The following is a 13,440-nucleotide window of genomic DNA, read 5'->3' on the forward strand; positions in this document are numbered from 1 at the left end:
CCATGTTAGAACCCGATCGCCTGCCGGCCGACGTGCAGCAGCCCGCTTATGACCGCCGCAGCCTGACTACCCGCATGGTGCATATCGGCTTTGGTGCTTTTCATCGCGCCCATCAGGCGCTGGCGGCCGATCGCCTGGCCGCACAGGGCAGCGACTGGGGCTACTGTGAGGTCAACCTTAACAGCGGCGCGCTGATCAGCGCGCTGCGCCAGCAGGACCATCTCTATACCCTGACGGAAATGGCCGACGACCACCTGCAAACGCGCGTGATTGGCGTGATTACTCAGGCGCTGCATGCGCGCAGCGACGGCAGCGCGGCAGTGACAGAGGCCATGTGTCAGCCAGACGTAGCCATTGTTTCGCTGACGGTAACGGAAAAAGGCTACTGCGCGCTGCCGTCGAGCGGGCAGCTGGATTGGGACCATCCGGATATCGTGCACGACCTGGCGCATCCGCAGACGCCACGCTCGCTGCCCGGCCTGATTCTGGCCGCGATTGCGCGTCGTCGCGAGCGCCAGCTGCCGCCGTTCAGCGTGATGTCATGCGATAACATGCCGGAGAATGGCCAGGTCACGCGCAACGTAGTGACGCAGCTGGCACAGCGCAGCAACCCGGCGCTGGCGGAGTACATTCAGACGCACCTGACCTTCCCTTCAACCATGGTGGATCGCATTGTGCCGGCCATGACCGACGAGGCGTTTACCCGCCTGGCGGCGCGCCTCGGCAGCCACGATCCGGTTGCGGTTGAAGCGGAGCCGTTTTTCCAGTGGGTGATTGAAGACAACTTTGTGAAGGGTCGCCCGGCCTGGGAAAACGCGGGCGCGGAGCTGGTCAGCGACGTGCTGCCGTTTGAAGAGATGAAACTGCGCATGCTGAACGGCAGTCACTCGTTTCTGGCGTATCTGGGCTATCTGGCCGGTTATACACATATCAGCGACTGCATGGCTGACGCCCATTTTCGGGCCGCCGCCCGCCGGCTGATGCTGCAGGATCAGGCGCCCACCCTGCGTATCCAGGGTGTCGATCGGGTAGCTTATGCCGATGCGCTGCTGGCACGTTATCAGAACCGCGCCATTCAACACCGCATCGCTCAAATCGCCATGGACGGCACGCAAAAGCTGCCGCAGCGTCTGCTGGACAGCGTGCGCTGGCATCTGCGCAACGGCACGCCGTGCGATTTTCTGCTGCTGGGTGTGGCAGGCTGGATGCGCTTTATCAGCGGTGTGGATGAACAGGGCGCGCCGATTACCGTGCGCGATCCGCTGAGCGCGCAGCTGGCAGGCATTGTCGCGAACAGCGAGGATGGCGCACAGCGCGTTGCCGCACTGCTGCGACTGCAGACGGTGTTCGGCGACGACCTGCGCTATCACACCGCCTTTGTCTCGCGGCTGACCGAACTCTATCAGCAACTGCGCACCGCCGGCGCGCGCGCCACGGTCCAGGCCCTTGTCACAGAAGGGTCAGGCGGTTGCACAAATGTGTAGCGCGGACGCAGCGTGCTGATTAGACTGAGCCTTTCTCATCGGGCTGGTCAGCGCCAGCCGTAATACGGATATTGCTGCATGTCGATTGCCTATACCATCACCACCAGCGAACCGGTGAATCAGCAGATTTACCGCTACCTGCGCAAGGACATCGTGACCTGCGTCATCCATCCGGGCTCACTGCTTTCAGAGAAAGAAGTGTCTGCGCGCTTCAACGTTTCGCGTCAGCCGGTACGCGAGGCGTTTATTAAGCTGGCGGAAGCCGGTCTGGTGCAGGTATTGCCACAGCGGGGCACGTTTGTGCGCAAAATCTCAGCGCAGCGCGTGGCTGACGGACGCTTTATCCGCGAAGCGGTGGAGATTGCCGTAGTGCGCCGCGCCGCGCTGGAGATCGGGCCCGCGGGTTTAATGGCGCTGGAGCACAATCTGCAGTTGCAGCGTCTGGCCGCCGAACGCCATGACAGCCAGGCCTTTCTGGCGCTGGATGATGAGTTTCACCGCCTGATCGCCGAAGGCATCGACTGCCTGCTGGCGTGGGAGACGGTAGAAAACATCAAAGCGACACTGGATCGCGTGCGCTTTCTGACGCTGAGCGAAGTGTCACCCCCGGAAAACCTGATCCAGCAGCATGAAGAGATTTATCAGGCGCTGAAAGCGCAGGATGCCGACGGTGCGGAAGCGGCGATGCGGCGACATCTGCAGGAGATGATCCTGACCATCACGCCGATTGCTGAGCGCAACAGCGCCTGGTTTGAGGGGCTGTAACGCGCCGCGCCCTGCTCTGCCGGACAGCTGCGAACGCTGCCCGGCCTGCAGCGCAGCGGGCGCGTTACGCGTTTTGACCTCCGCCCGCGCCACAGCCCTGTCCGCCTTGCGGCAGCAGCGCTACCACCAGCGGTGAAAGTGGTGCACCGGTCCGATACCTTTCCCGACCTCCAGCGAATCCGCCTGCAGCAGCGCGCCCTGCAGCCAGGCTTTGGCCTCTTCCACCGTGGCGGCCCAGTCGCTGTGGCGCGGTCGCAGCGCAGCCAGCGCCGCCGACAGCGAGCAGCCGGTGCCGTGCGTGTGCCGGGTATTGACGCGCGGCGCGGTGAAGCGCTGGCGGCCGGCGCGGGTGATCAGCCAGTCCGGGCTCTCACTGTGCTGCAGATGGCCGCCTTTCATCAGCACCGCCTCGCAGCCCAGATCCAGCAATGCAGCGCCCTGCTGCAGCATGCTCTTTTCATCCTGCGCCACGGCACACCCCAGCAGCGCGGCGGCTTCCGGCAGATTCGGCGTGATCAGCGACACCTGCGGCAGCAGCCGTTCGCGGATAGCGGCAACCGCCTCCGGTGCCAGCAGCGCATCGCCGCTTTTAGCAATCATGACCGTATCCAGCACCACAAACGGCAAACGGGCGCGATTCAGCTTCTCCGCCACCACCTCCACCACCGCCGTTTCCGCCAGCATGCCAATTTTCGCCGCATCAATGCGCACGTCGTCCAGCACGGAATCCAGCTGAGCCCCGACAAATTCCGGCGCAATGCGATACACCGACTGCACGCCGCAGGTGTTTTGCGCCACCAGCGCGGTGATGACGCTGGTGCCGTACGCACCCAGCGCGGAGAAGGCTTTGAGATCGGCCTGGATCCCGGCACCGCCGCTGGGATCGGTGCCGGCAATGGTCAGCGCGTTGATCCGTTTCATACTGCTACCTCCAGCGTCCACAGCGCGTCGATAAAGGCCGCAACAAAGCTGCCCGGCCCGGCCACGCTGCGAGCCGCCTGTTCGCCGGCCAGCGCCATCACGCCACAGGCGGCGGCGATATGCTGCAGCCTGTCGCCCGGCAGGCTGGCAAAGGCGGCGACCACAGCCGATAGCGCACAGCCGGTGCCCACCACGCGCGTCATCAGCGGACTGCCGCCTGGAATAGCCAGCATCCGGCTGCCGTCGGTGACGTAATCCACTTCACCGGTTACCGCGACAAGGGTGCGGTAACGCTGCGCCAGCGCCGCGGCGGCATCGAGTGCGGCATCCGCCTGGTGCACGCTGTCCACCCCGCGCCCGCCAGCCGACTGCTGTGCCAGCGCCAGAATCTCTGAGGCGTTACCGCGAATGGCGGCGGGCTGCAGCGGCAGCAGCTGCTGGCAGAATTCCGTGCGCAATGTCAGCGCGCCCACGGCGACCGGGTCCAGTGTCCACGGCTTGCCGGCCTGCTGCGCCGCCTTTACGGCGGTCAGCATCGCTGCGCTGCGCTCCCGCGTCAGGGTGCCGACATTGATCACCAGCGCATCGGCAAAGCCGGCAAATTGCGCCGCTTCCTGCGCATCAATCACCATTGCGGGTGAGGCGCGCAGCGCCAGCAGCACATTCGCGGTAAAGGTTTGTACCACATCGTTGGTCATGCAGTGCACCAGCGGTGCCTGCTGACGCAGCAGCAGCAGTGAGTGCGCAAGCTGCGCGGAGGAGAGAAGGTCAGGCTGTGTCATAACGCTCCTAACCGGCGATCAAGAAGGCGAATGCGGTCAGGCATCTGACTTCCCTACGCTGGCATTATCCAGATCAGGTAATACGGGTTTTTCTCAGCCTTCACAAAGAAGGGCACCCCGAGTCATGCACGCAATGCGCGCGCGTCACCAGCATAATCGCAGCGAATCGGCTTGTAAATCATGTGGGTGCTGGCCAGAAAGCGGGCGCAGATCAGGTTGAAGCGTGCGCCGGAAATGCGTAAACCGCGGTGCCGATCAAAAAAGCCTGTCTGCGCAGAGGGGTCTCCGCAGCGCTATTGTGATTGAACAGGGGCAAAACCGGCTATTTTTTCCTCACCTGCTCTCGGTTTGATGCGCGTCAAACTGCGGCGCGGCAGAAAACGGCCTAATCCCTCTCCGGACATTCTTCACTGGCCTCACTGCTCCGGATATCTGCATGTTGTCAAAACTGTTTAGTCTGATTCCCCATGGCCACCGCTGGCATCGCATCAGGATTTCCCGCAAAGGCGCCCTGCGTCCCGGCAGCCGCGCCGGCCTTGCCACGCACATCACCGCACGCTGCCAGCGTTGCGGGGCGCGGATAGAGAAAATCTATTATCGCGATATCAGTGATGCGCAGGCGCGGCGCTGGCTGGGATAAAAAAAAGCCCCGCAACACAGGTTGCGGGGCGGTTGCGTGGCTATCGCAAAATCTTATTCAGCCGGTTGCGTGCGGATCAGGTAATCAAAGGCGCTGAGTGACGCTTTCGCTCCTTCACCGCTGGCAATGATGATCTGCTTGTACGGCACGGTGGTGCAGTCACCGGCCGCGAACACCCCTTTCAGGCTGGTTTCGCATTTTGCATCGATGATGATCTCACCCATGCGGTTGCGCTCCACTGCCCCTTCAAGGAAGCCGGTATTCGGCAGCAGACCAATCTGCACGAAAATGCCGCTGAGGGCAAGGTCGTGGCTGGTCTGCGTGGTGCGATCAATATAGCTCAGGCCGGTGACTTTGCTGCCGTCGCCTTTTACTTCCGTGGTCTGCGCATTCAGAATCACATCTACGTTTTTCAGGCTGCGCAGCTTATCCTGCAGCACTTTGTCGGCGCGCATTTCACCTGCGAACTCCAGCAGCGTAACGTGCTCGACAATCCCGGCCAGGTCGATAGCAGCTTCAACGCCGGAGTTACCGCCGCCGATGACAGCGGTGCGCTTGCCTTTAAACAGCGGGCCATCGCAGTGCGGGCAGTAGGTTACGCCTTTGGTGCGATACTGCTCCTCACCCGGTACGCCCATGTTGCGCCAGCGTGCTCCGGTGGCAATGATGATGCTGCGTGATTTCAGCACCGCGCCAGAGGCGGTTTCAATGGCGTGCAGGCCGCCCTCTTTCGCCGCAGGAATCAGCTTGATGGCGCTCTGGGTATCAATCACGTCCACATCGTAGTCGTCGACGTGTGCGCGCAGTGAACCTGCCAGTTTCGCCCCTTCGGTTTTCGGCACCGAAATGTAGTTTTCAATGTCTACGGTATCCAGCACCTGGCCGCCGAAGCGTTCGCCCATCAGGCCGGTACGGATGCCTTTACGCGCAGAATAAATGGCTGCCGCTGCACCTGCCGGGCCGCTGCCGACAATCAGCACGTCGTAAGCGGCACGCTTGTTCAGCTCTTCCGCGGCGCGCTTATCCGCATTGGTGTCAACCTTGCCGACAATTTCTGCCAGGCTCATGCGGCCCTGACCAAACTCGTTGCCATTCAGGTACACCGCCGGCACGCCCATAACATTGCGCTCGGTGATTTCATTCTGGAACATACCGCCGTCAATTGCCGTGTGGCTGATGCGCGGGTTCAGAATCGCCATCAGGTTCAGCGCCTGCACCACGTCCGGGCAGTTGTGGCAGGAGAGCGAATAATAGGTTTCAAAATGCAGGTCGGTATCCAGCGCCGCCACCTGATCCAGCAGGCTCTGCGCTTCTTTCGACGGATGCCCACCGGTCTGCAGCAGTGCCAGTACCAGTGAGGTAAATTCGTGGCCCATCGGCGAACCTGCAAAACGCGGGCCGCTGTGGCTGCCTGGGTTGGTGATCAGGAAAGAGGGTTTACGGACCGGGCGATCGTTCTCTTCACGGAAGCTGACTTTATCAGACAGGCTGGCGATATCCGTCAGCAGCGAACGGATCTCTGCGGATTTCGCACCATCATCCAGCGTGGCAATCAACTCAACCGGTTTTGTTAATTTCTCAAGGTAAGCCCTGAGCTGGGTTTTTAAGTTAGTGTCGAGCATAGTGAGTTCCTGTGAAGAAAATCGGGTGCCGCAGCACCCGATAGAAGAAAGATCGAAGGGCCTGAACAGACTTAGATTTTGCCAACCAGGTCCAGAGAAGGTGCCAGCGTTGCGTCGCCTTCTTTCCATTTAGCCGGGCAGACTTCACCTGGGTGAGACGCCACGTACTGAGCCGCTTTCACTTTGCGCAGCAGATCGGATGCGTCACGGCCAATGCCTTCTGCGGTGATCTCGATGGCCTGGATGATACCTTCCGGGTCAACGATGAAAGTACCGCGGTCAGCCAGACCTTCTGCTTCACGCATGATTTCGAAGTTACGGGTCAGTGCGCCAGTCGGGTCGCCGATCATCGCGTATTTGATTTTCGCGATGGTTTCAGAAGAACCGTGCCAGGCTTTGTGGGTAAAGTGCGTGTCAGTGGAAACGGAGTAGATGTCTACGCCCAGTTTCTGGAACTCTTCGTAGTGGTCTGCTACGTCACCCAGTTCAGTCGGGCAAACGAAGGTGAAGTCAGCCGGGTAGAAGAAGAAAACACTCCATTTACCTTCAACGTCTTTCTCGGTTACGTCGATAAATTCGCCGTTTTTGAATGCTGCGTTTTTAAACGGTTTGATTTTGGTATTAATGATAGACATGGTGACCTCCGTTAAAAGATGTGATGAAGGCTACATAATTTCCGGGCCAACTTCTAATATGCAGACGTTATCAATCAGATAATCAAAAGCTATCAAAAGCCTGAGGCCAGATATCATGCGGCTTGCCGCGGCATTCTACACATAAAACCCATGCCTGTGACAGGCTTTATCTTTTCGCCGCGCCGCTGCTACTTTTATAAACATTCATTCACCTTTGCCGGACGAAGGGTGAGACAACAGCCTGGCGCACGCCTTTCTCGTGCCCGGCCTGTCAGGCGCGGCGTGATATCACCGCGCTGCGTCATCGTCCCGCTTTTTACAATGGAGTCTGGTCGTGAAAATTCGTCCCTTTGAGGAAGCCGATCGCCCTTTTCTGCGCACGCTGTTCCTGGCTGCGCGCCGCCACAGCTGGACATGGCTGGATGGCGATGCGTGGCAGCTGGAGGATCTGGATGCGGTCATTCTCGGCGAGACGGTGCTGGTGGCCGAGCTGAACGGCCATCGTGCGGGCTTTGCCGGCCTGCTGGAAAACGATAATTTTCTGCACAGCCTGTATGTCGACCCGGCGTTTCAGGGTCAGGGCGTCGGTCGTGCGCTGCTGGCAGCGGTACAGCAGCGTTTTACCTCTACCGGTGCGCTGAAATGCCTGCTGAACAATGAAGCCGCCCTGGCCTTTTATGAAAACCAGGGCTGGCAGCGGGAAGCGCTGGGTGAAAGCGAACAGGGAAAATATGTGCTGATGCACTTCCCGCTGACGGCGCGCGCCAGCGGGAAATAGCGGCTTACAGCGCGCGGAAAGCGATGTCGCCCGGGATCACTTCGCCCTGCCAGTAAAGCTGCGCGGCCACGCGGCCAGCCAGCTGGCGATACAGTGCGGTAAATTCGCTATCCGGACGGCGGATAACCGTTGGCTCGCCGTCATCCAGATCTTCACGCAAATGGATATGCAGCGGCAGCTGAGCCAGCAGCCGCGTATGGTAATCCTGCGCCAGCTGCTGCGCGCCGCCGGTGCCGAAAATCGGCTCATGATGGCCGCATTCGCTGCAGATGTGCACGCTCATATTCTCCACCACGCCCAGCACCGGCACCTCGACTTTTTCAAACATCACGATGCCTTTACGCGCATCAATCAGCGCAATGTCCTGCGGCGTGGTCACGACCAGCGCACCGGTGACCGGCACGTTCTGCGCCAGCGTCAGCTGAATGTCGCCGGTGCCCGGCGGCATATCCAGAATCAGGTAGTCCAGTTCCGGCCACAGGGTTTCATTCAGCAGCTGCATCAGCGCCTTGCTGGCCATCGGGCCGCGCCACACCATCGCATTGTCATCGGTGACCAGATAGCCGATCGAGTTAGTCGCCAGGCCATGCGCCATGATCGGCGCCATGTGCGTGCCGTCCGGTGAGGTCGGGCGCTGTTTTTCCGTGCCCAGCATGTTAGGGATCGACGGCCCGTATATGTCGGCATCCAGAATGCCAACGCGGGCACCCTCAGCCACCAGCGCCAGCGCCATATTGACCGCCGTGCTGGACTTGCCCACGCCGCCTTTGCCGGAACTAACCGCAATGATGTTTTTCACGCCGCTGGCGCCGGGGTGGTTTTTCACGCGCTTCAGCGTGGCGATGTCGTGGCGCAGCCGCCAGTCGATAGCCCGCGCGCCGGTCAGGCGCAGCAGTTCGGCGCTGGTCTGCGCTTTCAGCGCTTCAAAGGCGCTGGCCCAGGCAAAAGGCATCTCCAGTTCAATATGCAGCGTCTCATCCAGCAGCGCGACGTGGCGCAGCGCTTTCAGGGTGGTCAGATTGTGATGCAGTGTCGGATGTTCAAAGCCACTCAGCACGCCGATAACCACGGCGCGCAACGCTTCAGGTGAATGCTGTTCGCGGGATTGTGCGGTCATCCCTACTCCTTATTTTGTCATGACGCCGGATTACGGCGGTGTGCTGTCAATCATATCAGACCGGCGTGAAAAGTGACGCGACTGTCCTGCTGTGTTTACGCCAGGAGGTCCTTCGGTTAACATCTAAGCCCGATTTTTCATTTACGGAAAGCTACGCAAATTATGACTCAAGTCGCTAAAAAATTACTGGTAACCTGCGCCCTGCCGTACGCAAACGGCTCTATCCATCTCGGTCACATGCTTGAACACATTCAGGCTGACGTGTGGGTGCGTTACCAGCGAATGCGTGGCAACCAGGTTTACTTTATCTGCGCGGATGATGCTCACGGCACGCCGATTATGCTGAAAGCCCAGCAGCTGGGCATCGCGCCGGAGCAGATGATTGCAGAGATGAAGCAGGAGCATGAAACGGATTTTGCCGGTTTCAACATCAGCTACGACAACTACCATTCGACGCACGGTGATGAAAACCGCGAACTGGCCGGGGTGATCTATACCCGTCTGAAAGAGAACGGCTTCATTAAAAACCGTACCATTTCGCAGCTCTACGATCCGGAAAAAGGCATGTTCCTGCCGGATCGCTTTGTTAAAGGCACCTGCCCGAAATGCAAATCTCCGGATCAGTACGGTGATAACTGTGAAGTGTGCGGCGCAACGTACAGCCCGACCGAGTTGATTGAGCCTAAATCCGTGGTGTCCGGTGCGACGCCGGAGATGCGTGATTCCGAACACTTCTTCTTTGATCTGCCTTCGTTCAGCGAGATGCTGCAGGCGTGGACCCGCTCCGGTGCGCTGCAGGAGCAGGTGGCCAATAAGATGCAGGAGTGGTTCGAAGCTGGCCTGCAGCAGTGGGATATCTCCCGCGATGCGCCGTACTTCGGCTTTGAGATCCCCGGTGCGCCTGGCAAATATTTTTATGTCTGGCTGGATGCGCCTATCGGCTATATGGGCTCGTTCAAAAACCTGTGCGACAAGCGCGGCGACATTGATTTCGACGAATTCTGGCACCAGGCGTCCACCACCGAGCTGTATCACTTTATCGGTAAAGATATCGTCTACTTCCACAGCCTGTTCTGGCCGGCCATGCTGGAAGGCAGCGGCTTCCGTAAGCCGACCAATCTGTTCGTGCACGGCTATGTGACGGTGAATGGCGCGAAGATGTCGAAATCGCGCGGCACCTTTATCAAAGCCAGCACCTGGCTGCAGCACCTCGATGCCGACAGCCTGCGCTATTACTATGCGGCCAAGCTCTCATCGCGTATCGACGATATCGACCTGAATCTGGAAGATTTTGTGCAGCGTGTGAACGCAGATATCGTGAACAAAGTGGTCAACCTGGCTTCCCGCAACGCCGGTTTTATTACCAAACGCTTCAACGGCAGACTGGCCAGCGAGCTGGCCGATCCGGCGCTGTACCAGACCTTTGTTGATGCCTCGGAGAAGATCGGTGAAGCCTGGGCAAGCCGCGAATATAACCGCGCGATCCGGGAAATCATGGCGCTGGCCGACCTTGCCAACCGCTATGTGGATGAGCAGGCTCCGTGGGTGGTGGCGAAGCAGGAAGGCCGCGATGCCGATCTGCAGGCCATCTGCTCGATGGGGATTAACCTGTTCCGCGTGCTGATGACCTGGCTGAAGCCGGTACTGCCTTCGCTGAGCGAGCGCGCTGAAGCCTTCCTGCAGTGTGAACTGAGCTGGGATGGCATCGCCCGGCCGCTGCTTGATCACAGCGTGGCACCGTTCAAAGCGCTGTATGGCCGTATTGAGATGAGCAAAGTTGAAGCGCTGATTGCGGCGTCGAAAGAGGATGCCGCCGCGGCTAGTGCGCCAGCGGTAAGCGGTCCGCTGGCCGATGCGCCGATTGGTGACACCATTACCATTGATGATTTTGCCAAAGTCGACATGCGTGTGGCGCTGATTGAGCAGGCGGAACTGGTGGAAGGCTCCGACAAGCTGCTGCGTCTGCAGCTGGATCTGGGCGGCGAGAAGCGTCAGATCTTCTCCGGTATTCGCGCGGCCTATCCGGATCCGTCGGTGCTGGTCGGCAGAATGACCATCATCGTGGCCAACCTGGCGCCGCGTAAGATGCGCTTTGGCCTCTCCGAAGGGATGGTGCTGTCTGCCGGCCCGGGTGGCAAAGATCTGTTTGTGCTTTCGGCAGACAGCGGCGCCCAGCCCGGGATGCCGGTGAAATAATGCTGCCGCGCCTGCGGTGCGCTTCTGCCGCAGGCCGGATGTCACTGTGAAACCGGCTTGTTAAGGTTAACCTAAGCCGCAACAGGCATTATGCCGCCACACGCAACGAAATGCGTTGTGTGCGGAGTCTAAAAATGGTTTCCCCTGATTGATTTAACCCGCACATCGCGGGTTTTTTTTCGTCCTGTTCACTGCCTGGCCTGATGCGCCCGCGCCGTTCCTGCCACCGGCGGTCGCGCACATCGCTTTATTCTCCGCGCGACCCTGCGCGACGCGCTGCGTCTGAATGTGATCGCTGGCACGCTTTGCGCTGAATGCGTATGATAAAGCCCGGTGAAAACAGGAGCCTGACATGCCCACCGTGTTATCTGCCTGCGGGCGCTATCTGCGCGCCTTTGCGATTATTTACGCCGCGCTCTATGCCGGTATCGGCCTTGCTGCGCTGCTGCCGTTTACCCTACCGGGCAGCATCATCGGCATGCTGCTGCTGTTTACGCTGCTGGCGCTGCAAATCCTGCCGGTGGCCTGGGTGAAACCGGGCTGTCATCTGCTGATTCGCTACATGGCGCTGCTGTTTGTGCCGATAAGCGTTGGCGTGATGAGCTATACCGATGTGCTTACCGCGCAGTTTGGCCCAATCGTGATCTCCTGTGTGGTCAGTACTTTTCTGGTTTTGCTGATTGTCGGGCTCAGCGCCGAGCACCTGCAGCGCCCGGAGGAGCCGCACGATGAGTGATATCTGGTGGTCTCTGCCGCTTACCGTGCTGGCCTATCTGCTGGCGCGCGCATTCGCCGCGCGCGTAAAACTGTCGATTATCAATCCGCTGCTGGTAGCGATGGCGATCATCATTCCCATTCTGCTGCTGACACACCTGCCCTACAGCCGCTATTTCGCCGGCAGCGCGCTGCTGAACCAGCTGCTGCAACCGGCAGTGGTGGCGCTGGCGCTGCCGCTGTATGAGCAGATGCATCAGATACGGGCACGCTGGAAAACCATCATCAGCGTCTGCTTTATCGGCAGCCTGACGGCGATGATCTCCGGCACGGCGATTGCCCTGTGGATGGGAGCGACGCCGCAAATCGCCGCCACCATTCTGCCCAAATCGGTGACAACACCCATTGCGATGGCGGTTTCCGGCTCGCTGCAGGGTATCCCGGCCATCAGCGCCATCTGCGTGCTGATTGCCGGCGTGCTCGGCGCGGTGTTTGGCCACCTGTTGCTTAACCTGTTTCACGTACGCAGTAAAGCCGCGCGCGGCCTGGCGATTGGGAATGCTTCGCACGCGCTCGGCACCGCACGTGCGGCGGAGATCGATTACCAGGAAGGCGCCTTCAGCTCGCTGGCGCTGGTGATCTGCGGCATCATTACCTCCCTGCTGGCGCCGTTTATTTTTCCTGTGCTGCTGCACTGGCTGGGCTGAAACTTGCGAGAGATCTCGCAAAGTTGAAACAAGGCAATCAGCTTGCATTGTCATAGCGACATGGATCACATATAAACCCTGAGGCGGCGCTTCGCCGCTCACGAGTTTATGAGGCCATCACATCATGCATGCACGATTCACATCCGCGTTTTCTGCCCTGCCTGCCACGCTGCAAACCGCATTACAGCCTTTACTGGATACCAGCGATTTTCATGGCGTCTTGCGCCCGCAGGATGTGGCGCAACTGAAGCAGGCCAGCGGGCTGGATGATGATGCGCTGGCGCTCGCGCTGCTGCCGGTTGCCGCCTGCTGCGCCGTCGCACCCGTTTCACGTTTTAACGTCGGGGCAATTGCGCGCGGCGTCAGCGGCCACTGGTATTTTGGTGCCAATATGGAGTTCTTACGGGTACCGATGCAGCAGACCGTGCACGCCGAGCAGAGCGCCATCACCCACGCGTGGCTGCGCGGAGAAACGCAGCTGGCTGCCATCACCGTTAACTACACGCCGTGCGGCCACTGCCGGCAATTTATGAATGAACTGAACAGCGGCACGGCGATCCGTATCAGCCTGCCCGGCCGTGCGGTGCAGACATTAGGGGATTATCTGCCGGATGCGTTTGGCCCGGCCGATCTCAACATCGCCGAGCGCCTGATGACGCCGGTGGATCACGGCTTCACGCTTGAGGGAGATGCGCTGCAGCAGGCGGCCATCGCGGCGGCAAACTGCAGCCATGCGCCTTACAGCCAGAGCTACAGCGGCGTAGCGCTGCAGAGCCGCAGCGGCCAGATCGTCAGTGGACGCTACGCAGAAAACGCCGCCTTTAACCCAGGCCTGCCCCCGCTGCAGGCGGCGCTGATTTTACTGAATATGCACAATCTTGCGCCGGAGGATATTCAGCGCGGCGTGCTGGCAGAAACTGAGCAGGCCATGCTCAGCCAGGCTGACGCCACGCGCGCCACGCTGGCGGCGCTGGGCTGCACAGACTTTTCAGTTACTTTAGTTTCGAAACCAACAGTTTAGTGATCCTTTTACCGCTTTTGTGACCTTCTATTAACAAAAGCTGTACATCCGCAGGAAT

The 13,440-nt window shown here is 59.9% G+C and carries 13 protein-coding genes and 1 riboswitch; of the genes, 8 read left to right on the forward strand and 5 right to left on the reverse strand.

Going from position 1 to position 13,440, the window contains the following annotated elements; translation table 11 throughout:
• Positions 1 to 2 precede the first annotated feature (2 nt).
• Together D8B20_RS11220 and D8B20_RS11225 are read left to right on the forward strand one after the other, a co-directional pair.
• The gene (locus D8B20_RS11220; protein ID WP_145888952.1) at positions 3 to 1,484 is read left to right on the forward strand and encodes a mannitol dehydrogenase family protein; all 1,482 of its coding nucleotides are present in this window, start codon (positions 3 to 5) and stop codon (positions 1,482 to 1,484) included.
• A 78-nt stretch (positions 1,485 to 1,562) separates the two neighbouring features.
• A complete protein-coding gene (locus D8B20_RS11225) occupies positions 1,563 to 2,249 on the forward strand; it encodes a GntR family transcriptional regulator (RefSeq protein WP_145888953.1) in 687 nt (228 codons plus the stop codon).
• Positions 2,250 to 2,369: 120 nt separating this feature from the next.
• Here D8B20_RS11225 and thiD read toward each other — a convergent pair whose 3' ends face one another.
• Positions 2,370 to 3,170 carry a bifunctional hydroxymethylpyrimidine kinase/phosphomethylpyrimidine kinase gene (thiD, locus tag D8B20_RS11230; protein ID WP_145888954.1) on the reverse strand — a complete coding sequence of 267 codons (801 nt, stop codon included), beginning with the start codon at positions 3,168 to 3,170 and terminating at the stop codon, positions 2,370 to 2,372.
• Positions 3,167 to 3,952, reverse strand: a complete 786-nt coding sequence (gene thiM, locus D8B20_RS11235) for a hydroxyethylthiazole kinase (protein WP_145888955.1) — start codon at positions 3,950 to 3,952, stop codon at positions 3,167 to 3,169. The genes thiD and thiM overlap by 4 nt, the downstream gene beginning before the upstream one ends.
• A 33-nt stretch (positions 3,953 to 3,985) precedes the next feature.
• Positions 3,986 to 4,082, reverse strand: a riboswitch (TPP riboswitch).
• 306 nt (positions 4,083 to 4,388) lie between these two features.
• Between thiM and D8B20_RS11240 the strand changes: the two genes are divergently transcribed.
• Positions 4,389 to 4,592 carry a hypothetical protein gene (locus tag D8B20_RS11240; protein ID WP_145888956.1) on the forward strand — a complete coding sequence of 68 codons (204 nt, stop codon included), beginning with the start codon at positions 4,389 to 4,391 and terminating at the stop codon, positions 4,590 to 4,592.
• Between the two features lie 53 nt (positions 4,593 to 4,645).
• Here the strand turns inward: D8B20_RS11240 and ahpF are convergent, their stop codons facing one another.
• Both ahpF and ahpC read right to left on the reverse strand, forming a co-directional pair.
• A complete protein-coding gene (ahpF, locus tag D8B20_RS11245; protein WP_145888957.1) occupies positions 4,646 to 6,214 on the reverse strand; it encodes an alkyl hydroperoxide reductase subunit F in 1,569 nt (522 codons plus the stop codon).
• 71 nt (positions 6,215 to 6,285) lie between these two features.
• Positions 6,286 to 6,849, reverse strand: coding sequence for an alkyl hydroperoxide reductase subunit C (gene ahpC, locus D8B20_RS11250; RefSeq protein ID WP_120453217.1), 564 nt, complete (start codon positions 6,847 to 6,849; stop codon positions 6,286 to 6,288).
• Between the two features lie 334 nt (positions 6,850 to 7,183).
• Between ahpC and D8B20_RS11255 the strand changes: the two genes are divergently transcribed.
• Positions 7,184 to 7,627: a GNAT family N-acetyltransferase gene (locus D8B20_RS11255; protein ID WP_145888958.1), complete on the forward strand. Its 444-nt coding sequence runs from the start codon at positions 7,184 to 7,186 to the stop codon at positions 7,625 to 7,627.
• 4 nt (positions 7,628 to 7,631) lie between these two features.
• Here the strand turns inward: D8B20_RS11255 and apbC are convergent, their stop codons facing one another.
• Complete coding sequence (gene apbC / locus D8B20_RS11260; protein ID WP_145888959.1) at positions 7,632 to 8,744, reverse strand: iron-sulfur cluster carrier protein ApbC; 1,113 nt, start codon at positions 8,742 to 8,744, stop codon at positions 7,632 to 7,634.
• Between the two features lie 162 nt (positions 8,745 to 8,906).
• Here apbC and metG point away from each other — a divergent pair, with 162 nt between their 5' ends.
• From metG to cdd, 4 genes are all read left to right on the forward strand, one after another.
• Positions 8,907 to 10,940: a methionine--tRNA ligase gene (gene metG / locus D8B20_RS11265; RefSeq protein ID WP_145888960.1), complete on the forward strand. Its 2,034-nt coding sequence runs from the start codon at positions 8,907 to 8,909 to the stop codon at positions 10,938 to 10,940.
• 352 nt (positions 10,941 to 11,292) lie between these two features.
• Positions 11,293 to 11,676 carry a CidA/LrgA family protein gene (locus tag D8B20_RS11270; protein WP_145888961.1) on the forward strand — a complete coding sequence of 128 codons (384 nt, stop codon included), beginning with the start codon at positions 11,293 to 11,295 and terminating at the stop codon, positions 11,674 to 11,676.
• Entirely contained in the window at positions 11,669 to 12,361 is a 693-nt protein-coding gene (locus D8B20_RS11275; protein ID WP_145888962.1) for a CidB/LrgB family autolysis modulator, read from the forward strand. Before D8B20_RS11270 ends, D8B20_RS11275 begins: the two co-directional genes overlap by 8 nt.
• A gap of 124 nt (positions 12,362 to 12,485) precedes the next feature.
• Complete coding sequence (gene cdd, locus D8B20_RS11280) at positions 12,486 to 13,382, forward strand: cytidine deaminase (RefSeq protein WP_145888963.1); 897 nt, start codon at positions 12,486 to 12,488, stop codon at positions 13,380 to 13,382.
• The last annotated feature ends 58 nt before the right edge of the window (positions 13,383 to 13,440 follow it).

This window comes from Candidatus Pantoea soli (assembly GCF_007833795.1).
GTDB classification, from domain to species: Bacteria; Pseudomonadota; Gammaproteobacteria; order Enterobacterales; family Enterobacteriaceae; genus Pantoea; species Pantoea soli.